The 23,151-nt window shown below is 68.6% G+C and carries 16 protein-coding genes and 2 pseudogenes; 5 read left to right on the top strand and 13 right to left on the bottom strand.

The genetic code is table 11. The features are described from left to right. Positions 1-4: 4 nt before the first annotated feature. The 3 genes from D8S75_RS02680 to D8S75_RS02670 are packed head-to-tail and all read right to left on the bottom strand — an operon-like array spanning position 5 to position 7,296. Positions 5-556, bottom strand: a complete 552-nt coding sequence (locus tag D8S75_RS02680; RefSeq protein WP_119964412.1) for a penicillin-binding protein activator LpoB — start codon at positions 554-556, stop codon at positions 5-7. A gap of 22 nt (positions 557-578) precedes the next feature. Then, positions 579-4,484, bottom strand: coding sequence for a tetratricopeptide repeat protein (locus D8S75_RS02675; protein ID WP_232828859.1), 3,906 nt, complete (start codon positions 4,482-4,484; stop codon positions 579-581). After that, a complete protein-coding gene (locus D8S75_RS02670) occupies positions 4,444-7,296 on the bottom strand; it encodes a bifunctional glycoside hydrolase/polysaccharide deacetylase family protein (RefSeq protein WP_119964411.1) in 2,853 nt (950 codons plus the stop codon). Before D8S75_RS02670 ends, D8S75_RS02675 begins: the two co-directional genes overlap by 41 nt. Before the next feature lie 260 nt (positions 7,297-7,556). Here D8S75_RS02670 and galE point away from each other — a divergent pair, with 260 nt between their 5' ends. Then, positions 7,557-8,567 (top strand): UDP-glucose 4-epimerase GalE, encoded by a 1,011-nt coding sequence (galE, locus tag D8S75_RS02665; protein ID WP_119964410.1) that lies wholly within the window; start codon positions 7,557-7,559, stop codon positions 8,565-8,567. A 184-nt stretch (positions 8,568-8,751) separates the two neighbouring features. Beyond that, positions 8,752-9,552, top strand: a complete 801-nt coding sequence (gene hisF / locus D8S75_RS02660; protein ID WP_119964409.1) for an imidazole glycerol phosphate synthase subunit HisF — start codon at positions 8,752-8,754, stop codon at positions 9,550-9,552. A gap of 800 nt (positions 9,553-10,352) precedes the next feature. On the opposite strand, the gene D8S75_RS02650 is transcribed toward hisF, so the two are convergent. The 10 genes from D8S75_RS02650 to gspG form a co-directional block, all read right to left on the bottom strand. Next, on the bottom strand, positions 10,353-11,741 hold the full coding sequence (locus D8S75_RS02650) for a GspE/PulE family protein (RefSeq protein ID WP_119964407.1): 1,389 nt from the start codon (positions 11,739-11,741) through the stop codon (positions 10,353-10,355). Positions 11,742-11,752: 11 nt separating this feature from the next. Continuing rightward, a complete protein-coding gene (gspD, locus tag D8S75_RS02645) occupies positions 11,753-13,891 on the bottom strand; it encodes a type II secretion system secretin GspD (protein WP_370807257.1) in 2,139 nt (712 codons plus the stop codon). A 115-nt stretch (positions 13,892-14,006) separates the two neighbouring features. Next, the gene (gspN, locus tag D8S75_RS02640) at positions 14,007-14,750 is read right to left on the bottom strand and encodes a type II secretion system protein N (protein WP_370807329.1); all 744 of its coding nucleotides are present in this window, start codon (positions 14,748-14,750) and stop codon (positions 14,007-14,009) included. Positions 14,751-14,831: 81 nt separating this feature from the next. Further along, positions 14,832-15,398, bottom strand: coding sequence for a type II secretion system protein M (locus D8S75_RS02635; protein WP_119964405.1), 567 nt, complete (start codon positions 15,396-15,398; stop codon positions 14,832-14,834). After that, positions 15,395-16,630: a type II secretion system protein GspL gene (gene gspL, locus D8S75_RS02630; RefSeq protein WP_119964404.1), complete on the bottom strand. Its 1,236-nt coding sequence runs from the start codon at positions 16,628-16,630 to the stop codon at positions 15,395-15,397. Before gspL ends, D8S75_RS02635 begins: the two co-directional genes overlap by 4 nt. After that, the gene (gspK, locus tag D8S75_RS02625) at positions 16,627-17,622 is read right to left on the bottom strand and encodes a type II secretion system minor pseudopilin GspK (RefSeq protein WP_269813991.1); all 996 of its coding nucleotides are present in this window, start codon (positions 17,620-17,622) and stop codon (positions 16,627-16,629) included. Before gspK ends, gspL begins: the two co-directional genes overlap by 4 nt. Further along, complete coding sequence (locus D8S75_RS02620; protein ID WP_119964403.1) at positions 17,619-18,290, bottom strand: PulJ/GspJ family protein; 672 nt, start codon at positions 18,288-18,290, stop codon at positions 17,619-17,621. The genes gspK and D8S75_RS02620 overlap by 4 nt, the downstream gene beginning before the upstream one ends. Before the next feature lie 2 nt (positions 18,291-18,292). After that, on the bottom strand, positions 18,293-18,655 hold the full coding sequence (gspI, locus tag D8S75_RS02615) for a type II secretion system minor pseudopilin GspI (RefSeq protein WP_119964402.1): 363 nt from the start codon (positions 18,653-18,655) through the stop codon (positions 18,293-18,295). Further along, complete coding sequence (locus D8S75_RS02610) at positions 18,652-19,128, bottom strand: prepilin-type N-terminal cleavage/methylation domain-containing protein (protein WP_119964401.1); 477 nt, start codon at positions 19,126-19,128, stop codon at positions 18,652-18,654. The genes gspI and D8S75_RS02610 overlap by 4 nt, the downstream gene beginning before the upstream one ends. 31 nt (positions 19,129-19,159) lie before the next feature. After that, positions 19,160-19,609, bottom strand: coding sequence for a type II secretion system major pseudopilin GspG (gspG, locus tag D8S75_RS02605; RefSeq protein ID WP_119964400.1), 450 nt, complete (start codon positions 19,607-19,609; stop codon positions 19,160-19,162). A gap of 286 nt (positions 19,610-19,895) precedes the next feature. Between gspG and D8S75_RS17570 the strand changes: the two genes are divergently transcribed. The 3 genes and pseudogenes from D8S75_RS17570 to D8S75_RS17360 form a co-directional block, all read left to right on the top strand. Continuing rightward, positions 19,896-20,081: a hypothetical protein gene (locus D8S75_RS17570; protein WP_198673130.1), complete on the top strand. Its 186-nt coding sequence runs from the start codon at positions 19,896-19,898 to the stop codon at positions 20,079-20,081. Next, positions 20,002-20,610 (top strand): annotated as a pseudogene (locus tag D8S75_RS17975) (DUF6531 domain-containing protein); the annotation flags it as partial. The gene D8S75_RS17570 and the pseudogene D8S75_RS17975, both read left to right, overlap by 80 nt. Positions 20,611-21,513: 903 nt before the next feature. Continuing rightward, positions 21,514-23,151 (top strand): annotated as a pseudogene (locus D8S75_RS17360) (hypothetical protein); the annotation flags it as partial.

The raw sequence follows: 23,151 nt of genomic DNA, 5'->3' as shown, positions 1-23,151 counted from the left end.
TGTTTCAGCGCGCGCCGGCCAGGCCGGCCTGCAGCAGTTCACGGATGAGCTTTTGTGCCACGGCCGACAGGGCCTCGCGGCTCCAGCCGCTCTTGCCGCCCGCGCCGCTCCAGACGGTCTCGCCGCTGGCCACGTCGATGATCTGCAGGGTGACGCCCGCCGCGGGCTCGCCGTCCACGCCCACCTTGTAGCGCCACTCATCCACGGCGCCGGCGAGGGCGTAGCGCACTTTCTGTTCGCGGGCCCAGGCCAGGGCTTCCTCCAGGCGCCGCGGTGCGCCCGCGTCGAACAGGGCCTCCTGCTGCGTGTTGCCTTGGTAGCGTTTGACGCGCCCCACGCCCTGGGCGTGCAGGAGGGCCTCGGCGATCGTCTCGGCGCGGTTGCCCGCCAGGGGGGTTTCCGTGTGGTTGGCGAAGGGCAGGACGGCCCAGGTGGCATCGCGCTCCAATGCGGGGGGCTTGCCGCGGTCCATGGTGGAGCAGGCCGCCAGCAGGGCCAGCAACGCGGTGCAGGCCAGGGTCTTCAGGCGGGGCAGGAGGCGGGACGGATGGCGCATGGTGGTTTACCTTGGAGGATGGTCAGTAATGGTTGCGGTAGTTCAGCTGGATTTCGCGGGTCCGGCCGGGCGACTGCGCACCGGATTTGCCCAGGCTCCAGACCAGGCTCAGGTGGTCGGTGCCCAGCAGGCTGCCCGCGAATCCCAGCCGCAGGCTGTAGCCGGGGCCTTGCCGGCTGTGCCAGGTGCGCGCGATGGCGGCGAAGGGGCGCAGCGCGCGTGTGTAGTCGCGCTCGAAGCGCGTGTTGGTGCTCAGCTGGATGCCGTAGAAGCTGAAGTTCTCCGGCAGGAAATAGCCCGCTCCCACTGGAAAGGCTTGCGGGGGCAGGTAGCGCAGGAAGGCCAGATCGGCGCCGGCGAGCCCCGCCGGGTCGTTGCGGCGGTAGGCATGGCCGGACCAGAAGGCGCCGACGTCCACCGTGGGTGCGTCGAGCCGGTAGGTGTGCGTGTAGCTGAGCGCGGTGTGGCGGCCACTGCCGAGCTGGCCGCCCGTCTGCAGCTGGTATTTGTCGCGCCAATGCTCGACGGCGAACTGGTCCAGCCGCGTGGGCTGGTAGCGCAGGCTGGCGCCCAGGCGGTCTTTCATGCCGCCCATGCGCAGGACCAGGCTTTCCTGGGTTGGCAATTGCTTGCCCAGGTCCAGGCGCAGCGTCAACCGGTTGTCCAGGCGCCATTCCTGTTCGGCCTGCAAGGAGTTGTAGCCGGCCAGGCTTTCCCTGCGCGCGATGCGCAGCACGGTGCTGCCGTGGGCGTGCAGCCAGCGCAGTTCGGCCTGCAGCGCATCCTCGGGCGAGGGGTCGTACACGGTTTGGGGCAGCCGCGCGCGCCGGTCGATGTGCAGGAGCCGCAGATCCAGGAACAGCCGGGGGGTGAGCGCCAGATGCAGTTGCGCGCCGGCTTCGCGTTCGTCGATGCTGTCGAGCTGGCGCGAGGTGATCTCGGCGCCCGCATGGTCGCTGAACGCCAGCAGGTTTTCCGTCAGCTGCAGGTGGATGGGGTTGTCGTCGGGCTGGTCGCCCTGGGTCTCGAAGGCGGCGGTCTGCGCCCGCCGGATGTCTCCCACGGCCGCTGCGGCGTTGACACGGTCGTAGCGTGGCAGGCGCTCATCGAAGGTTTCCAGCAGCTGGCCCGTCGCGGCCTTGTCCTTTTCCGCCAGGGCCACGGTGATCTCGGCCCAGAGGGGCCGGTTGGACCGCAGGCTGTGGCTGCGTGCGTACTGGTGCCACAGGAAGCCGCGTTCGGCCGTGTATTCGCCGGCATCTTGCAGCCAGCCGATGGCCGTTTCGGCGGCCGCGTTCGAGAAGCCGCCGCGTGCGTCACGGTCCAGACGCAGCAGTTCGCGCAGCGTCTCCAGCCCCTCGTCCCCCGGGCGCTGCATGAGCTGCAGGCGGGTGCGGGCCAGACGCCGCACTTCATCCAGCCCCTCTTCGGTGAGCCAGCGGGCGCGGGCCTGCGCATGGTCCAGGCGCGGGCCGCCGTCGTTCTGCCGGGCCTTCTGCCATTCGGCGGACAGCAGGTGCCGGCGCAGCCGCCAGGCGCGGTCGGATTGCTGGTTTTGGTCCAGGGCGTCGGCATAGTTCATGAGCCACAGCAGGTCGGTCTGGTGCGAGGCGATCCGTGGCTGGAGGTAGCGCTCCAGCGCCACCGTGGGCAGCGAGAGGGCCTGGTAGGCGGAGGCGAGGGCGTCGTGGACCTCCTCGTCCCGGCTCCATTCGGGCTCGTGCAGCGCCAGCAGCTCGCGCAAGGCCACGGTGTCGTTGCTGTCGATGAAGAGCCACAGCAGCGCATGGCGCATGGCCGAGGACTGGGGCGCCGCCCGCAGCCCCGCTTCGTAGTACTGGCGCGCCTGCGCGTGCTGGCCCGTGTTCTGGTAATAGGTGCCGGCCAGCCGCAGGAACTCGGGCTCCCTGAGCAGGCGCGCCAGCGCATGGCGGCCGGCCTGTGGCGCCGGATCGATCCGGCCCAGCAGGCGCCGGATGTCGGGCCACTGGCTGCGGCTGACATACAGCGTCAGGGCTTGCACCAGATGGCGTGGCTCGTCGTAGCGCTCCCAGGCCAGGGTGGCGATGGTGGCGGCTTCCAGCGGCTGATCGGTCTGGAGGAGGCGGACCAGGGCGTCGAAATCCCCGACATCGGCATCCTCCGTGTCCAGCAGCTGGCGGTAGGCCTGCGTCGCCAGGGTGTCCTTCTGCTGTCTTTCCGCGAGTTGCGCGGTGAAGCGCCAGAAGCCCGGGGCATTCTCGGTGCGCGGCGTGACCTGGCCCTGGGCGGCCTCCAGCCACGCGAGACCTTGTGCCCCCTGCCCGCGCAGCAACGCCAGGACGGCGGCGCGCATGGCGCGTTCCGGGGTGATCTGGGAGGGGTCCTGGAACAGCAGGCGCCAGCTTTCGAAGGCCGTGTCCAGGTCGCCGGCCCGCTTGGCCAGGCCGGCCAGCATTTCGAGCGTGCCGGGCGTGCGCGGCTGCTGGCGCAGGACATCGATGGCGGGCTCGGGGGTGCCGATGCGCTCATGGGCGGCCACCAGCTCTTGCAGCAGCCGGGGATCGCCGGGCTGGCGCTGGAGTTCAAAGCGCAGGGCCTCGATGAGCGCGGTATCGTCGAACTGCCCTGGCGCCAGCCGCAGAACGGCCTGCCAGGCCGCGTTCTTCTGGGTTTGCCGTGCCAGCACGAGCCAGTGCTCCAGGGCCGGTCCGAGGCGCAGGGTCCATTCGGAAACCTGGGCCAGGCGTTCGCGCCAGACCATGTCGCGGGGCGATTGCTGCACGGCGGCGCGCGCCACCAGCCAGGCGTCTTCCAGGTTCCGGTTCTCCAGGAACACGCTGTACCCCAGGGCATAGGTCTTGTCGTCGAACGGCAGGCCGGGACCGGCCTTGGCGTCCGGGGCTGTTTTTTGCACCGCGAGGTGGTAGCGCGGTGCGCCGGGGTGTTCCTGGCCGTCGTGCAGCAACGCCGACGCGATCCCCGCAGGCCTTGCCACGGCGGGCTGCAGTGGCAAGGCCGGGGGGGGCGCGGCCTGCGCCAGCACGCTGTTCTGCCATTGCAGCAGCAGCGCCAGGCGCAGCAACTGCTTCACATAGCGTTCCGCGATGTCGGGCCGGCCCGCGGAGCGTGCCAACTGAACCAGCCGGTGGAGGGTGTCGGGGTCGTCGTGGAGCTCGCCCAGCTCGTGCTCCGCCAGTTCGAGCGCCGCCATGGCCTGGCCGCTCGACTGCATGGCCGCCACAGCCGAGAGGTAATACTGCTTGGCGGCCTGGGCGTCGGGCGCGGACCGGCGGGCCAGCAGATACAGCTCCGCGCTGAGCGGGTGGTTCGAGGCCGCGAGGGCTTCGCGCGCGGCGCTTTCGTAGAGCGAGGCCGCCATGCCGGGCTGTTTTTCGCGCGAGGCCAGGCCACGCAGCAGCAAGATGCCTTCGCTGCGCGCGCCCAGCAGGAAGGCCTGGCGCGTGAGCTGCTGGTGCTGCGCCAGGGGCCAGTCTTCCCGTGCCAGCGCGCCGAGCTGGTGGCCGAGGTCCTGGCGCAAGGCATCGCGCGCGGCCTTTTCCTGGGACGGTGTTTTCTGGTACTTGTTGTACGTGGCCTCCCAAAGCGTCCAGACGGCGTCGCGGTGCAGTTGCGGATCGGTGGAGTCGGCGGCCGGCCGCAGCGTCTCGCGCGCCTGCTCCAGTTCTCCCTCGGTGGCTTGGCGCTGGGCCAGCAGCAGGCGCAGCTGCGGATTGTCCGGATCGCTGCGCAGCAGGTTGTGCAGGTAGGCGGTGGAGAGGGCGGAGTCATCCCGGGCCCCCGCCAGACGCCGCTCCAGGTCCTGGCGCGGGTACAGCAGCCAGAGCGCGCCGCCGACCATGCCGGCCAGCAGGAGCGTCAGCCAGTGGGGGGCCAGGACGGGGCGCTCAACGGGCTGGGCAGAGGATCTGGATGTGCGCGGAAGCATCGGGCAGTTGGAAGGTCTGGATATCGGCGTGTGCGGGCGGCGCCGTGCGCGTGGGCGAGAGCGCGCGCCCGTTGGCGCGGATCTGGCAGGCGCTGGAGGCCGGGGCCAGGCCAAATTGCAGCGGCACATGCCCCTGGAGCGTGAATTCGGTGCGCGCGCCATCGGCGCTGACGCGCCAGTCCTGGACGCGGGCGTTGGCATCGTGCAGGTAGGTGCGCGCAGGCGCGGGGGGCGCGGCGGATTCCTGTGCCCTGAACCAGGCGCTGCCGCCGGTCAGGTGCAGGTAGGTGCCTTCCACGCCCGCACGGTAGCCGGCCACGTTCTGGCTGTCCGCCAGGGCCGGGGCGCCCCATTGCGGCGGCAGCCGCAGGGTGCGCAGCTCGCCCGTGCCGCGCACGCGCCAGCCCTGCCGGTCGCGCGCGATCGTATAGCCATAGAAATCCTGCACCTTGCGGATGTACTCGGAGGTGAACACCGGGTGCAGGGGCTGTGACAGTGCCCAGCGGTAGACCTTGTGCAGCGCGTTCAAGCCGGCACGCTTGCTGGCCGAGTAGGTGTGGTAGTAAATGTCCACCGCCTTGATGCGGCGGGGGCTGTCCGTCATCTCGAAGGTCTCGATGACGCGTTCGAACCCGTAGAAAGGCCCCTGCCAGAGGTTGGTGTAGATGTTCTCGTTGGTGATGGGCGCGTAGACCTGCAGGTGGCCGTTCTTGTGGATGCCATGGCTGCGCACCAGCGTGAGCGAGGGATGGCTGCGCGAGATGAAGGTATCGCCCCCGTTCATGTTGAGCAGCCCGGCGCGGCTGGCGATGGCCAGGGCCTCGGCGCTGGGGGCCGTGTCGCCCGTCCACAGCATGATGCCGACCGGTTTGCCCGCGGGGGCCAGGCGCTGGCGGATGTAGTCCACCGAGCCCACGATTTCACGTTCCAGATCGAAGGTGTAGCCGGGCAGGTCGAGGTGGTAGTCCTTCTGCGTTTCTTCCAGGAACATGCCGTGCTTGGCGCCCTGGTCCCAGAGATAGGGATGGGAATAGCTGTGGCTGGCGATCTCGATGTGGGGCAGGCGGAACATGCGCCGGGCGATGGCTTCGAGCTGCGCGCTCTTTTGCGGATACAGGCCATGCGGCGCGACTTCGGCCTCGATGACCGACATGGTCTGGGGAATGCGGTATTTCTCGAAGACTTCCGTGAGCAGCACTTCGGCGGCGAAGGGGCTGCCGGCCATTTCGGCGCGCGAGGGGAAGCCGTCCCCGTCCACATGGGCCATCAGCAGGCGCCGGCCATTTTCGGTCGTCACGTCGGGCACCGGCATGGGCTGCAGGCGCAGCGCCTGGGTGAGGAAGGCGAAGGGGTCGAGCACCCAGCGCTGCTGCTCCACGCCGGGCAGTTCGGTCATGACGAAGGGGTCCAGCGCGAACCCGCCCCAGGGCATGAGGGCGCCCCCCACGAACACCTGGCCGCGCGCGTCCTGCAGCTCCACCAGGGGGGTCGACCGCGCGGCCATGGCGCCGGCCAGGCGCACCGGGGCGTAGTCGCGCTGGGGCGCGGGCGTGGCGGCCTCGAAACCCATCATGGCGTGCTGGCGCACGGTGAGCAGCGCGCCCTGGGGCTCCACGTGGGTGGCCTGGAGGCCCAGTTGCGCGGCCCAGTCGCGGTCGGGCTGGAAGCCGAAGTCGTCGAGGATGGCCAGGGGCATGCCCTCGGCCACCCGGGCCAGCAGCCAGCGGCTCAGCTCCTTGCTCTTGTGCGCCGGAACAAAGCCCGAGAACCAGGTGGCGACGCCGGCGTAGCGGTCGCGGTGGATGCCTTCGGGCAGCGGCTCGCGCGTGTCCGCGTAGTCCACGACATAGCCCATGTGGTTTAGCGGCATCTGCAGGAAGCGGTGCGCGTTGGTGTAGTTCAGCGTGACCGCCTCGGCACCGTTGTAGAGCACCAGGATGCGCCGGGGCACGACCTCGATGCTGCCCACGCCCAGCGTGTGCAACTGGCTGTCGCCCACCCAGGGGATGAACCCGTGGGCCTCGATGCGCCGGGCGGTCTCGCGCGCCAGGGCGCGGTCGTGCGGCGGCGCATAGTCGATGGCCAGCACGGGCAGGCGGTCGCGTTCCTGGATGGCGCGCAGCTGCTCCAGGAGCCACGCGCGGTCCTCCGCCTTCACTTCCTCGTAGCGCCGGGTGCCCGCGTTCCAGCCCCGGTACAACGATTCGGCCGCCACCATCTCGATCTTGTCGCGCACGTGCGGAACGATCTCGAAGCCCCGGTTGAGGATCAGGCGGATGCCGGGAAAGCGGCGGTGCAGGGTCTCGATGACGCGCACCAGGCCCTCCTGCTGCGCCTTCTCGTCGAAGCGCTCCGCGAGGCGGTAGGAGTCCAGGGTGTCCAGAAAGAAGCCCCGGTAGCCCCGCTCCCACAGCGGCCCCACGACCCGGCTGGCGAAGAAATCCGGCCAGGCCCCGGGGGTCTGGTCGAGCACCACCGAGTCCCAGTGGCCGTTGCGGGCCAACTTCCAGGCGGCGGGAATGTCCGCGAAATAGGGGCGCGAGGGCTGGACCTCGGCGACCGATACATAGGCATAGAGCTCGCTGCCGCTGGCGCGGTGCCGCACGGGGTCATGGCCGTGGCCGGGTTCGACCACGACGGTATCGAAGGCCCTGAATTCCGCCAGTGGAAGGGCGTTCCCGTAGTACAGCGCCACGGCAGGGGCGGCCCGTGCCATGGATGGAGCCAGCAGGCAGGCCAGCAGGCAGGCCAGCAGGCAGGCCAGCAGCCAGTGGACGCGGCGCGCGGCGGAAACCAGGGATCGAGTGGGCATGCCGATGAAGTTCGTGTGCCAGGAGGACGGCACGGACCGGAACGGGAGGGTGGATCGCCACGGTCTTGCACGCTTGTCTCCATGGACAATCGTTGCAAGATGCATCGTGATGTATCCGGGAAAGTGTCGAAATGTGACCGCGGATTCTAGGATTGGATTGATTGATTCAGTGTATGGGTTGTGGATTCTAAATAGAATTTGATGGTTTTCACCATGTGCTTGTATTGGGAAGCCGGGGTTGTCCGGCGAGGAGCAGCAGCTTGATTCTTGTCACTGGCGGAGCCGGCTTCATCGGTTCGCACACCTGCGTGGCCCTGGCGGAGGCGGGCATGCCCTACCTCGTGTTGGACAATTTTTGTAACAGCAAGCCGTCCGTGCTGGAGCGCATCGGGCGCATCACCGGGCACCGGCCGATGCATGTCGAGGGCGATGTGCGCGACGCCGCGTTCCTGAACCGGGTGCTGGCGCAGCACCGGATTCGCGCCGTGATCCATTTCGCCGCGCTCAAGGCCGTGGGCGAATCGGTGCGCGAGCCGTTGCACTATTACGACAACAACGTGGCGGGGACGGTCACGCTCTTGCATGCCATGCGGCGCGCCGGGGTGCGCACCCTGGTGTTCTCTTCGTCGGCCACGGTGTATGGCGAGCCCGCGGCCTTGCCCATCCGCGAGGACTTCGCGCTCTCTGCCGCCAACCCCTATGGCTGGAGCAAGCTCATGGTGGAGCAGGTGCTGGCCGACGCCGACGCCGCCGAGCCAGGCCTGTGGCGGCTGGCGCGCCTGCGCTATTTCAACCCCGTGGGCGCGCACGAGAGCGGCCTCATCGGCGAAGACCCGCAGGGGCCGCCCAACAACCTGCTGCCCTACGTGGCGCAGGTGGCGGCCGGTCGACGCGAGCGCCTGAGCGTCTATGGCAACGACTACCCCACGCCCGACGGCACCGGGGTGCGCGACTACATCCACGTCTGTGACCTGGCCGAGGGCCATGTGGCCGCGCTGCGCTACCTGGAGCGGCACCCGGGCCTGCTGACGGTCAACCTCGGCACGGGTACCCCGATTTCGGTGCTGGAGATGGTGCGGGCCTTCGAGCAGGCGAGCGGCCGCGCCGTCCCGTACCAGGTGGTGGCGCGCCGCCCGGGCGACGTGGCCCAGTGCTGGGCCGACCCCTCCCTGGCCGGGCGCCTGCTGGGCTGGCGTGCCCGCCACGGTGTGGAGCGCATGTGCCAGGATGCCTGGCGCTGGCAGGCTGGCGAGGCATGCAGCCTGGAATGATGCTATTTAATTTGGAGCTGCTAGCGCTTGTTTTTCAAGGGTTTCAATGCGGAATATGCTTGAAACTCAATGAATAAAAGCGCCATAAGCTCTTTTTTTAATAGCATGAAAACCGGCTCTCCGGCCCGGGGCCGCCTGCGTGGTATCTTGCGGGCCTTGTCTTCAACAGCCACATTCCCCGCGCATGCTTGCCAAACGCATCATCCCCTGCCTCGACGTGACCGGCGGCCGGGTCGTCAAGGGTGTCAATTTCGTTGAACTGCGCGACGCGGGCGATCCTGTCGAGATCGCCGCGCGCTACAACGCGCAAGGCGCCGACGAACTCACCTTCCTCGACATCACCGCCACCAGCGACGGGCGCGACCTGATCCTGCACATCATCGAGGCCGTGGCCAGCCAGGTCTTCATTCCGCTGACCGTGGGTGGCGGCGTGCGCACCGTGGACGATGTGCGCCGCCTGCTCAACGCGGGCGCCGACAAGACCAGCTTCAACTCCGCCGCCATCGCCAACCCCGACGTGATCAATGCGGCGAGCGACAAATACGGCGCGCAGTGCATCGTCGTCGCCATCGACGCCAAGCGCCGCAACGCCGAGGAGCAGACGCGCATCGGTGCCGACGGCCAGCCCGTGGGCGCCGGCTGGGACGTGTTCAGCCACGGCGGCCGCAAGAACACCGGCCTGGATGCCGTGCAGTGGGCCACCGAGATGGCACGGCGCGGCGCGGGCGAGATCCTGCTCACCAGCATGGACCGCGACGGCACCAAGGCCGGCTTCGACCTCGCCCTCACGCGCGCCGTGAGCGACGCGGTGGACGTGCCCGTGATCGCCTCGGGCGGCGTGGGCGACCTGGACCACCTGGCCGACGGCATCCAGATCGGCGGTGCGGATGCGGTGCTGGCGGCGAGCATCTTCCACTACGGCGAGTACACGGTGGAGCAGGCCAAGCGGCATATGCGGGAGCGGGGGATTCCGGTGCGACTGTGAGGCTTTTGGCCTTATTGGCGTTGCGGTGCTAGCTATCTTTTTGATAGTTTGCGGCGGTGCTTTTGCTAAGGGTAGAGGCCGGGATGTCGCCCCGGCGGGCGACTCACTTTTCTTTGCTTCGCCAAAGAAAAGTAAGCAAAAGAAAGGCGACCCTACTGTCCGTGACCCCTGCGCTTCGCTCCGGGGCAACCTGCGATGCTCGCGCAGGGGGTGCGCCGTGGAACTCACTGCGCGCTGGCGCGCTCCGTTCGGACAACCACGGCAAGCCAGAGCACGAAGCATGCGTGTCCTTCGGCACGCATGCCCACTCCCTGCGCTGCGCTTCTCGGCACGGCCAGAAGGGAACCCAGACATCCAACATCCATACGGGCCATCGCTGCGCTCGGCCTGGCTTGCGCGGCGCAAAGCGCCGGCGCCCTTGGGGGCCGAGCGCAGCGATGGCCCGTGCGGACTTCAAACCCCTTGTGGCTGCGCCTGCGGCGGGGTGCTTGCGGGGTGGCATGCGCGTCGGAGCGCGCATGCTTGCGTAGACTGACTCGCCGTGGTTGTTCGAGCGCAGCGCGCCAGCGCGTAGCGAGTTTCACGGCGCACCCCGCAAGCGCCCCGGCGCAGGTTTGCCCCTTCGCAACGCGAAGGGGTCGCAGACTTGGGGTCGCCTTCTTTTGCCTTCTTTTCTTGGCGAGACAAGAAAAGAAGGTGCCCCGCCGGGGGCACATCCCGGCCTCTCCCCTTCAACGAAGCGCACTGTCAAAAATGATAGCTGCCAGCGCACAACCCATAAGCGCTGGAGATCAAAGAACTCAATCCCGCGTCACCCGCAACACTTCTTCGCGCGTGGTCACGCCCGCCGCCACCAGCCGCTCGCCATCGTCCCGCATCAGCGTCATGCCATTGGCCAGCGCAGCCGCCCGGATGTCCGCCTCGGATGCCTGGTTGTGGATCTGCGCGCGGATGGCGTCGTTGGTCACCAGCAGCTCGAACACCCCCGTGCGCCCCGCATAACCCGTGTGGCCGCAGGCCTCGCAGCCCTTGCCGGCGCAGGTGTGGCAGACCTTGCGCACCAGCCGCTGGGCCAGCACGCCGAGCAGGGAGCTGCTCAGCAGGAAGGGCTCCACGCCCATGTCGGTCAGGCGGGTGACGGCGCTGGCGGCGTCGTTGGTGTGCAGCGTGGCCAGCACCAGGTGGCCGGTGAGCGAGGCCTGGATGGCGATCTGCGCGGTCTCGAAGTCGCGGATCTCGCCGATCATGATGATGTCCGGGTCCTGGCGCAGGATGGCGCGCAGGGCCTTGGCGAAGCTCAGGTCGATCTTGCCGTTGACCTGCGTTTGGCCGACGCCGGGCAGCTCGTACTCGATCGGGTCCTCCACCGTCATGATGTTGTTGCGCGTGGCGTCCAGGCGCGACAGCGCGGCGTACAGCGTGGTCGTCTTGCCCGAGCCCGTGGGGCCGGTGACGAGCACGATGCCGTGCGGCTGCGCGATCAGGCCTTCGAAGCGGCGCAGCGTGTCGCCCTGCATGCCCACGGCCTCCAGGCTCAGCTTGCTCTCGCTCTTGTCCAAGAGGCGCAGCACCGCGCGCTCGCCGTGGGCGCTGGGCAGGGTGGAGACGCGCACGTCGATGGCGCGCGTGCCCAGGCGCAGGCTGATGCGACCGTCCTGCGGCAGGCGCTTTTCCGAGATGTCCAGCTCAGCCATGATCTTCAGGCGCGAGATCAGCGCGGCATGCAGCGCGCGGTTGGGCTGCACCACCTCGCGCAGCGTGCCGTCCACGCGGAAGCGCACGCTGCTGTGGCGCTCGTAGGGCTCGATGTGGATGTCGCTCGCGCCGTCGCGCGCGGCCTGCGTGAGCAGGGCGTTGAGCATGCGGATGATGGGCGCGTCGTCGGCGGCCTCCAGCAGGTCCTCCACGGCGGGCAGCTCCTGCATCATGCGCGAGAGGTCGGCGTCGGACTCGACCTCGCTCACCACCGTGGCGGCGCTCGATTCGCCCTGGGCGTAGGCGGCGCTGATGCGCTGGGCCAGCGCATGGGCATCCAGCGGCAGCAACTGGCGCACCGGATGCTTGCGCAGCACCTCGCCCAGCAGCGCGGTGTCGGGCGTGGGGCCGTGCCAGAGCACGAGCCGCTGGCCGTCGTCCTCCAGCAGCAGCTGGGCGGCGCGGGCGAAGGCGTAAGGCAGGGGGTGGCGCATGGGCGGCGGCCTCACTGCGGGGCGGTAGGGGCCGGTGCGGGCGCTGCTGTCTCGGGCGCGGGCGCGGGGCGCAGCGGCGGCAGCACGGGCGCGCCCGACACCGAGCCCAGCACCGAACTGCGCGCGGGCTGCACCACCTGCTGCTGCGCGCGGATGGCCTCGTAGCGGTCGATCATGAGCGCATCGCTGGAGGCCGCGTCGCGCACCACCACGGGGCGCAGGAAGATCATCAGGTTGGTCTTGCGGCGCGAGCGGTTCTCGCTGCGGAACAGGTTGCCCAGCACCGGGATGTCGCCCATGAAGGGCACCTTGTCCTCGCCCTGGGCATAGCTGTCTTCCAGCAGGCCGCCGATGACGATGATGCTGCCGTCTTCCACCAGCACATTGGATTCGACGGAACGCTTGCTCGTGGTCGGGCCGTTGGTGTCCTTGAGCGTGGCCGTGTCCACCTTCGAGATCTCCTGGTAGATCGCGAGCTTGACGGTGCCGTTCTCGTTGATCTGCGGGCGCACCTTGAGCATCAGGCCCACGTCCTTGCGCTCCACGGTGGTGAAGGGGTTCACGGCGCCGCTGTTGCCGCCGGTGTTGGCATACGAGCCCGTGGGGAAGGGTACGTTGTTGCCGATGACAATCTTGGCCTCTTCGTTGTCCAGCGTCATCAGGTTGGGCGTGGAGAGCACGTTGGCGTCGCCGCTGTTCTGCAGGAAGTTGGCCAGCGCGCCCAGGTAGTACTGGCCGCCTACGCGCGGCGCCAGCGCCAGGTTGAGCCCGCCGCCGAGCGAGTTCACGGCCGTGCCGATGCTGCTGGCGCTGCCCGAGGCCAGCGCCGTCGTCAGGCCCAGGATGTTGGCGCCCGAGGCGCCCGAGTTGGTGCCGATCACGCCCAGCGTGCCGTCGCCCTGCTTGCCCATCACGCCCTGCCACTGGATGCCGAACTCGGCCAGCTTGTTGGCCGTGATCTCGACGATCAGGCTCTCCACCAGCACCTGCGCGCGCCGGCCGTCGAGCTTGTCGATGACGGCGCGCAGCTGGCGGTACTGCGGCTCGGGTGCGGTGATGATGAGCGAGTTGGTGGTCGGGTCGGCCTGGATCTGCCCGCCCGTCGAGGGCTGGTTGCTGCTGGCGCTGCTGGTGCCCGTGCTGGAGGTACCCAGGCCGCCGCCGCTGCTGGAGCCGCCCAGGCCGGTATTGGTCTGCGGTGCCATGCTGGTGGATGTGGCCGCCGGGCTGGTGGTGCTGGCGCCGCCGCCGCTGGCCGCGTTGCCGGTGCCGGCGGCCATGGCGGCGCGCAGCGTGGTGGCGAGCTTGGTGGCATCGGCGTTCTTCAGGTAGACCACGTGGATATTGCCGCTGGCGGCGCTGCTGCCGGGCGCCGGCGGCTGGTCGAGCTTCTCCACCAGGGCGCGCACCTGGGCCACGCGCGCCGGGTTGGCGGCGCGCAGCACCAGAGCGTTGCTGCGCGGCTCGGCCAGCAGCGTGGTCTTGAACGAGGTGTCGGCCTGGCCTGGCGCGGCCGCCGCCGCGCTGGGCGCGCCGGTGGCGGAGCCCGCGTCGATCAGGCGCGAGACCAGCGGCGCGAGGTCGGTGGCGATGGCGTGCTTGAGCGGGATGATCTCCACGTCGCTGGCGCTCGACACATCCATGGCCGCGATGATCTTGCCCAGGCGCTGCAGGTTGTCGGCGTAGTCGGTGATCACCAGCGCGTTCGTGCCGGGGCTCACGTTGATGGTGTTGTTCGGGCTGATGAGCGGGCGCAGCACCGGCACGAGGTTGCTGGCGCTCTCGTAGTTGAGCTTGAAGATCTGCGTCACGATCTGCCCGCCCGCCGGGCCGCTGCCGCCGCTTTGCGCCACGCTCACGCTGCCGCCCTGCAGCTTGGCGTCGGCCTCGGGCACCACCTTGTAGAGCCCGGCGGACTCGACCACCGTGAAGCCCTGCAGCCGCAGCGCCGCCAGGAACTGCTGGAACGCGGCAGCGGGCGGCACCGGGCGCTCGGTGACCAGGTTGAGCTGGCCCTTGACGCGCGGGTCCACCACCACGTTGCGGCCGGTGATGGTGGCCATGGTGCGTGCCACGGCCTCGATCTCGGCGCCCGCGAAGTTCAGTGTCACGGGCTCGCCCGCGCGCACGCTGGCCGTGCCCGTGCCCACAGCGGTTTGGGCATGGATTATGCCGCTAAAGCTTGCCAGTAAAGCGCTGGTAGCTATTGTTGTGATAGCGAATGGCAGGCGATGCTTGGTCAGGGAGGTCATACGGTTTCCAGGTTCAACCCAGCGAAATGAGGGAGCGCGCGCCATTGCGCCGCCCGATGATGTTGAGCAGGTTGGACAGCGCGCCCTCGCGCTCGGGCGCGGCGCTGGCCTCACCCGTGAAGCGCAGGCGCTGGCCCACCCATTGGCCGTTGCCCGAGAGCTGCAGGTCGCCCCGCAGGGTCTGCAGCGCGAGCGTGGGCGCGGCGCCGCCCGCCAGCGTGAGGCGGTAGCTGCCCATGGGGCGCAGCGTGGACAGGCGCGAGGAGATCTCCAGCGCATCGAGCCGCGCCTGGCCCGCCAGCACCAGGCGCCCGGCGGCCCAGTCGGCCTGCAGGCCCTGGGTCTGCAGCGCGAGCTGGCCCTGGGGCTGCAGCGTGTTCCAGGGCGTGCCCAGGCCGGTCAGCACGGCGGCGGGCCACTGGCTCTGGCCATCGGCGACGGTGACGTGGGCGCCGTTCCAGCGTGGCCGCAGCGCCAGGTGCAGCGGCGCCGGGGTGCAGCATTCGGCGCGGACCTCTGCCCGCAGCCCGCTCCAGCCGGGGCGCAGCCGCCAGTGCAGGCGGCCGGGCAGGGCGGCGCGGTCCTGGCTGGCGGCGCCGCCGGTCAGCACCAGCCGCGCCGAGCCGTTCCAGGCCGTGCCCCTCGGTTCGGCCAGCAGCACGCGTTCGCCGCTGGCCTGGGCCACGCCGGCGGCCAGCCACCGCGCGGGCATGAAGGCGAGCACCGCGCAGGTGGCGCCAGCGAGCAAGCCCGCCACGGCCCAGCCCCACGGGGCCTGCGCTCCGGGTGGCGGGGTGTGGCGGCGGGGGCGGCTCACGGCGTAGTCGTTCACGCGTTCTCAGCGTTGCGGCAGGGCCAGCACGATGGTGCCGTCCCAGCGCACCGGGGCGGTGGCCTGGGGGCGCTCGGGCTGTGGGGCCGTCCGCGCGGCACGGCTTTCGGCGGGCTGGGCGCGGACCAGGTGCATTTCCTGGGGCACGGCCCGTGCGTTGGCGCGCGCCTGTGCCAGCCAGGCGGCCAGGGCATCGGCGGGCGTGCCCCGGAGGGTCAGTGTGGCGCGGTCGCCTGCCAGGGCAAGGCGGGCACTGGCGCCCAGGGTTTCGGTCACCGAGGCTTGCAGGGCACGCTGGGCCTCGTCGGGGTTGGCGCGTGGCAGGGCCTGCAACTGCACGGCCTCGGCCTGCAGGGCCTGCATGCGCTGCAGCTGTGCGTCGAGGGCGGCATGGCGCGGGCCCGCGCCGCGCAGCGTCTGCAGCGCCGGGGCCAGCGCCAGCCACCACAGCAGCGCGGCGGCCACGAGCGCGCCAGCGGCAAGCAGCAGGTTCTGTTCGCGCGGCGCCAGGGCCTGCCAGCGGGCCTGCAGGGCGGAGGAGGGGCTGTCGGTGCGGTGCATGCCGGGGGTCATGGGGTGGGTGTGGTGCGCAGCACCAGGCTGTCGCCCTCGGTGCGCAGCTGGTGGCCGCTGGCGTGCGCGGTGCTCTCGGCCGTGGCCAGTGCCTGCGGGTCGAGCGTGATGCCGCGCAGGCGCAGTTCGCCGCTGGCGTAGTCGAGGGCCGTGGGGGGCTGCCCTGGCGGCAGGGCCTGGGCGGCCGCGGCGAGCAGGGGTTCGAGGTCGCGGGGCGAGAGTGTGCCGGCGGCCTGGCGCAACTGGACCAGCTCGCGCTCCATCTGCACCGGGGCATCGACCACCACCTTGACCTGCGGGAAGGTTTGCGTGAGGGTGCTGTGCACGCCGGCCTGCTTGGCGGCGAGCGCCTGGCGCTCTTGCCAGGCCCAGGCATTGAGGCCGGCCAGGTGGGCGAGGGCCAGCACCAGCGCGCCCCAGCGCGCTGCGCGCCATTGCGGCGCGCGCAGCAGGGCGCCGGCCAGTCCGCCAGCCTTGCGCAGCGCGCGCGCATGGCCGGAATTGGCGAGGTCGAACTGCGCCAGGTCCCAGCCGCCGCGCGCCGCGCGCAGGACGCGCTCGCTGTCGGTCAGCAGGTGCACCGGGCGGCCCAGGGTTTTCTCCGCCAGCGCGGCCACGGCAGGCTCGGCCAGCACGGGAAGCGGGTCCTCCCCAGGTGGCGTGGGCCCTGCCAGCGCCAGCGCGGCGGCCGAGAGTGGCAGCACGGCCACTGCCTGGGCCTCGCCCTGGCCGGTGAGAACCAGCAGCGCATCCTCGGGCGTGCCCAGGGCGTGCAGCTCGCACTGGCCGCTCGCCGTGGGGCCGGGCGCGAATTCGGGCACCACGCGCGCCACTGGCCGGCCGGAGGCTTCGAGCGCCTGCAGCGACTCGCGCAGCCAGGCACGGTCGCAGATGGCGACCCAGGCCAGGGCGCCGGACTTGGCACCGGGTTCCAGCGCGAAATGCAGCTGCGCGGGCTCATCGAGCAGGCGCTCTTCCAGCAGGCCTTCGAGCACCGGACGCAGGCGTGGGGCCTGCAGACCGACGCCGGGCGGCAGCTGCACGCGCTGCCACGACAGGGCCTGCGCCGGCACCACGGCCACCACTTCTCCCGCGCGGCCGGGGGCGGGCAGCAGGGCGGCCGGGGCGCTGGCATGGCGCGTGGCGCCGTGGCCGTCGGCGCTCAGCGTGTAGCGGTATTCGGTGGCGGGGCCGGAGCGCGCCAGGGGCAGGGTGAGGATCAGGGTGCTCATGGACGGTTTTCGCGGGCCATTGTAGGGGGCATGCCGGCCTGGAGCTGTGCGCCTCGCTCGCGCCAGACCGTGGCCACTTCCAGGCCCTGGCGGCGCACCAGGGAGCGCTCCTGCACCACGGCGTCGCCCAGGCGCAGGCGGCCATGGACCTCGAAGAAGGACGATGCCACCGCGTGGGCATTGCTGTCCACCCTCGCGGTGGGATTGAGCAGCGCGGTGACTTCGTCGAGGGATTTGAAAGGCTGCATCTGCCGCACCGCCATGATCTTGTTGGCGCCCGCCAGGTCCAGCCCCTCGATGCCGGCCAGCAGCGCCTCGACCCCGGCGGTGTTGAGGTTCAGTGGCTTGCGCTCGGGCAGCAGCGTGACGTGCGGCGCCAGGGCCGCGATGGTGGCTGCCGACAGTCCCAGCCAGGTGAGCTGTTCCAGGGTCTGCGGCATCAGTGGCGCGCTCGCGCTGCCGGCGGCGGGCTCCTGTGCCTGGCGCAGTCCCTGCACCAGCACGGTCAGTTCCTGCCCGGGCAGGCCCAGTTGCGTGAAAAGGCGCGTGAACTGGGCCAGCGTGGCCTCGTGTACCGTGGTGCCGTTGACGAGGTTGGCCAGGTTCAGGCGCGACTGGAGGTCGATGATCCGGCCCGAGAGAAAGGCGTCCTGCACGCCGGATGCGGCATCGTCCTGCTGTGCCACGTTGCGGTCGGCCGCCAGGAAGGTGGACAGGCGGGCTTCCTCCAGCGGCACGGCCCAGGGCTCTGCCAGGTGGTCGGCGCCGCCGGCGCGCCCATCCTCGACAAGGATCAGGCGCGACCAGTCGAGCGCGCCCAGCAGGATCCAGGCCGACTGCACGCGGGCGCGCTCGGCGGTCTCCACCTCGATGGCGCGCCACTGCCGCCACAAGGCCGCGGCGGCGAAGGTGGCGACCAGCGTCACGGTGAGCATGGCGGCGAGCAGCGCCGCGCCGCGCGTGCGCTCGGGCGATGGGAGGTGCGTTCTCACGTCTTGCCTCCGCCCTTGCGCGGGTTGATCCAGTCGCGCGTGATCTGCCCGGCAAGCGCCTGGCCGGGCGGCAGCTCGATCTGCAGGCGCACGCCGTCCGGGATGAGCGCGCTGGCGGCGACGGCGCTGTCGGCCGGAGTGTCGCCGCTGGACATGGGGTTGGTCCAGGCATCGCCCCGGTAGTAATACACGCGCCAGCCCGCTAGCGGGAACAGCGCCACCTCGCCGCGCCGCTCGGCCTCGCCGGGGTTGCGGGCCCAGGTCGCGGCCTGCAGCCAGGCCTGCTGCCATTGCGCGCGGGTGCGCAGCGGCGGCGACTGCCAGCGCAGCCACAGGTCCTGGCCCTGCACATTGCGCCGCGTCCAGGCCACCACGATCGCGCCCTCGTCCACCAAGGCGCTGCCGCGCCGTGTCAGGCGCAGCACCTGGCCATCCCAGTCCAGTGGCATGGCATGGGGTAGGGGTTGCAGTGCGTCGAGGTCCGCGCTCCACTGCGCCAGCGCGGTCTGCAGGGTCAGGAGCTGGTCGCCGCGCGCGCGCGTCTGTTCCTGCGCGCGCACCATGCCATCGAGCCCGCGCCAGCTCAGCAGGGCCATGAGGCCCATGGCCGCGATGGCCACGAGCAGTTCCACCAGCGTGAAGCCGCGGGAGCGGGCGCCTGGACGCATGTTCAGCGCCTCCCGATGATGGTGGAGAGGCGCAGCACCGGGCTGGCCGCTTCATCGAGCACCTGCGCATCCACGCGCCGGAAGCTCGGGTTGGGCGTGGGCCGCACGATCACGGCCACGCTGAACACGCGCCCGGCCTGCTCGCAGGGCTGGCTGCTGTCGCCCACGTCGGGCATCTGGCGCGACAGGCGGGCCTTGATGAGTTCGTTTTCGGCACAGACCTGGGCCAGCAGCACGTCGGACTGGCGCTGCGCGTTGCGCGTGAGCGCCGCGGTGGCCTGGGAGCCGGCCATCAGCGCGATGGCCACGATGCCCAGGGCCACCAGCACCTCGACCAGCGTGAAGCCGCGCTGAGGCCGTGTCATGGCTGGGCCTCCACGGCGAAGGGCCGCAGCCCGTCGGTGGACACCCGCAGCATGCGCCCGGGAAGAGAGGGGTGGGACAGCAGCACCTGTTGGGAGGCAATCAGCGGCTCGGGGCCCAGCACCAGCGCGGCCGGGCCGAGCACCTGGGTTTCGGGAACCAGCCATTGCGTGGGCAGCGCGGTGGCGGGCAGGCCATCGAAGCGGAACCCGCCGGGCACGGCGCGCCATCGCACCGGCGTGCCGCTGGCGCGCGATTGGGCGCGGCCTGCTTCTAGCAGCGCCGCCAGCCGTTCGGCCTCGCGTTCGAGCTGCGCCTGCCCGCCGTCGCGCAGCGCCAGTCCCACGCCGGCCGTGGCCAGCGCCATGATGGCGACGACCACCAGCAGCTCCAGCAGGGTGAAGCCCCGTGCCGCCGCACCGCTCCCGGCGGCCCTTGCGCGGCGTCCGCTGACAGGGGACGAAGCCCGTTTCATGCGCTGGAGATGACCGAAAAAGGCGAGCGGTTTATTGCCAACTGCCGATATCGGCGTCCTTGCCCTCGCCGCCGGACTGCCCATCGGCACCGAACGACATCACGTCCACCTCGCCCTTCACGCCGGGGCTCAGGTACTGGTAGGGGCGGCCCCAGGGGTCGTTGGGAAGCTTTTCGAGGTAGGGCTTCCAGTTCAGCGGCTGTGGGCCCGAGGTCGGCTTGGCGATCAGTGCCTGCAGACCTTGCTCCGAAGTGGGATAGCGCTGGTTGTCCAGGCGGTAGAGCTTGAGCGCCTGCATGAGGTTGGTGACATCGGTGCGCGCCGCCGTGGTGCGCGCGTCGTCGGCGCGGTCGAGCACGTTGGGCACGATGAGCGCTGCCAGCACGCCGATGATGACCAGCACCACCATCAGCTCGATCAGGGTGAAGCCGGTCGTCGCATATCGGCGAACACGTGAGGAGCGGAAGAAGCGTGAGTTCATGGCGGTGATCGTCCTGAGATTCCGAAAGAGTGCTTGGCGTGAATGATAGACGCGTGATGGTCTCGTCTTTGAAAGTGAGGTGCCTGGGGCGACGGGTTCAGAAATTCTCTTGAATTACACATTGTTTCGTTGCTGTTGGTTTTTATTGGCATTGTGCTCAATTTTGCTAAATATCAATACGGGTCACTGACCCATAGGTATCTTTGTTGTTCAATATTATGAAGTGCAGACCTGCCGCATCGCTCGATAGGAGACAGTGAATGGTTGGCGTCAGAAGAAATTATCCATGGGCAAGCATGAAAAATATGAAAAATATGAAAAATTATCCCAGGTGGCTTCGGGGGCTGAGAAATTGTATGGCGCTACTTCTCTCCTTGAAATGGGCTGGTGCCATGGCGATTTTGTGCTTGTTCATGCAGTCGGCATGGTCTGGTTTGGGATTGTTGAAGGAGTACAATTCAAATATCCATAATGGAAATAAATGGTTTTACAGCAGAGATGCTGCGTGCCGGGATGAATATGAATACTGGCGAAGTCAGAGCGAGAGATATAATCCTGGCTTATTGTCTTGGATATATGTTGGTCCGCAAAATACAGGGCCATGGCATGGTACATGGGTCGGTGAATGTGTCTGGGTGACTGTTAATCCATGGAGCGGCGAAAACTCACACAAGACATCATTGAACAGTCGCATAAGGTCTGACTGCCCAGAAAACAGCACACTGATAGACGGCAAGTGCAACTGCAATAATGATTACCAGGAAGATCTGGCAACCAATCAATGTCGACCTTTAAGGCCTATGTGTGGTGCCGATGGGCAGAGCGGAGGGAAGCCCATCATTCCGCTGTATGGCGAAGAGTTTTTGGTTGAAACAGATTGGGCAGAGCAAGGGCCTGGTGCTCTTTCCTTTGTCCGTATTTACAGTAGTTTGCGAGCCAAGGATTCCTCCCGCATGGGTAATGGCCTGGGGCTGGCATGGAGTCATATCCATGCGCCCGTATTGGCATTTGCGCCGGTGATGGCTCCAGAATCTGTAGGCATCATTTTTGCCGATGGTAATCTGCGGTCCTTTGCAAAGGCGGGGGGCGACATTTGGCGGCCGTTGAATAGTGCCGACATGCTGCATCGCGAGACGGATGGCAGTTGGAAGTATGTATATATGGGGCAGGGTCTGGCCCTTGGCGGGGATTCCGGGAAAACGATTATTTTCTCGGCCAATGGAAAGCTGCAATCAGAGACTGAGCGCAACCAATGGAGAAAAACTTATAGCTACGACAGAATGGGGCGTTTGTCTTCTGTGCAAAACTCCTTCGGTCGCAAGCTGGATTTTATTTACACCAATGACAAGATCACGTCGCTGATCACGCCAGATGGCAGTCGGATCGGATATTCCTACGATGAAAAGGGTCGATTAAGCGCCGTTGTTTTCCCGAACGGTACAAGTCGCAACTATCTGTATGAAAACGCCGGCTATCCCCATGCCTTGACCGGCATCGTGGATGAGAGCGGCCAGCGCTGGGCAACGATTGCTTACGATGGGCAAGGGCGGGCTGTCAGTACCAGTCTTGCAGGTGGCGCCAATGCCTACCGGATGGAAAGTCCGGCCGCTGGCAGCGCAACCGTGGTTGACCCTTTGGGCACGCAGCGCACTTACCAATACGCAGGCAAGATGGGACAGTTGGTTGTCAAGGGGGGGAATCTGCCAGGAAATGATCCAGCCAAAGACAGCGCCGCCAGTCGCGAGCTCAGCGACCTTGGTTTGGTCGAGCAAGAAGTGGATTTCCTTGGGGTCAGACAAACCCGCCAGTGGGATACCGCTCGTCGCCTACCCATTGCTGTTACACAGGCTGTAGGCCTGCCCGAATCCCGCAATACTCAATACCAATGGCACCCCCAATGGAGCTTGCCCACCAAAATCACCGAAGTAGGCCGCACCACCGAATACACCTATGACGAACGCGGTAATCGCCTGTCGCAAACCGTGACCGACGGCACCACCGCCCGCACCACGCGCTGGACCTACACCCCCCAAAGCCTGGTCGCCACAGAAACCGCCCCCAACGGCGCGGTGACCAGCTACCAGTACGACAGCCTGGGCAACCTCACCCAAAGCACCAACGCCCTGGGCCACACCCAGCGCTACACCCACGACGGTGCAGGCCGCGTGCTCACGCAGACCGACCCCAACGGCGTGCTCAGCACCTACACCTACGACCTGCGCGGGCGCATGCTCAGCGCCAGCGTGGGCGGCATCACCAGCCACTACACCTACACACCCAGCGGCCAACTGGCCAGCGCCCATTTTGCGCACGGCCACCGCATCAGCTACCAATACGACGCCGCCCAGCGCCTGTTGGGCTGGAGCGACAACCGCGGCGCCAGCGCCAGCTACCAGCTCGACCCCATGGGCAACCGCACCAGCGAAGAAATCCGCAATGCCCAGGGCCACCAGGTATGGCAACTGGCGCGCAGCATCAACAGCCTCAACCGCGTGGAAAGCATCATCCAGGCTGGGCAAACCACCCGCTACGGCTATGACGCCAACGGCGACCTCACCAGCACCACCAACGGTCTGGGCGAAACCACCTACTACGGCCTCGACGCCCTGCGCCGCGTGCAAACCCTCACCAACGCCGCCAACGCCAGCGCCGCCCTGGCCTACAACGCCCAGGACGCCATCATCCAGGCCAAAGACTACAAAGGCGTCAGCACCACCTACCAGCGCGACGCACAAGGCAACCCCACCCAGGAGACCAGCCCCGACAGCGGCCAGCAGCGCACCCAGTACGACGCCCTGGGCCTGCCCCAGCAAGTGACCGACGCCCTGGGCCGCATCACCACCTATGAGCGCGACCTGCTGGGCCGCCCCACGCGCATCACCCACCCCGATGGCGCCAGCACCACCCTGCAGTACGACCAGGGCACCGTGGGGTACCTGAGCAGCATCACCGATACCAGCGGTACCACCACCTACGAGCGCGACCCCCAGGGCCGCATCACCCGCAAAACCCAAACCCTGGCCAGCGGCAACACCCGTAGCATCGGCTACCAATACGACGCCAGCGGCCTACTGGCCAGCACCATCTACCCCGGCGGGCAGGTACTGCAATATCAGCGCGATGCCACCGGCCAGATCACCGCGCTGGCCTGGGCCGGCCAAAGCCTGGTGCAAGCCATCACCTGGAGCCCCCTGGGCCAGCCCCAGGGCTGGAACTGGACCCTGCCCGGCGCAGCCACCAGCCTGAGCGCCAGCCGCAGCTACAACAGCGCAGGCCAGGCCACCGCGACAGAAACCACCAGCCAGCAGTACGATGGGGCAGGGCGCATCCAAAGCCTCACCCAACATCTGTGGCACCCCGCAGACACCGACAGCGGCCACAGCACCCTCGCCCAAAGCCCCACCACCTGGAGCGTCAGCTACGACCGCGCCGGGCGCCTGAGCGCCCTCACCAAAACCAGCGGCAGCGGCCATGCAAAGGACACCACCACCTACCAATACGACCCCAACGGCAACCTCACCAGCAGCCAGCGCGAACGCGCC

Origin of the sequence: Simplicispira lacusdiani (assembly GCF_003604195.1) — a bacterium.
In the GTDB taxonomy this organism is placed as follows: Bacteria; Pseudomonadota; Gammaproteobacteria; order Burkholderiales; family Burkholderiaceae_C; genus Simplicispira; species Simplicispira lacusdiani.
The sequence above is the reverse complement of the archived record's forward strand: the minus strand, read 5'-3'. Positions and strand labels throughout refer to the sequence as shown.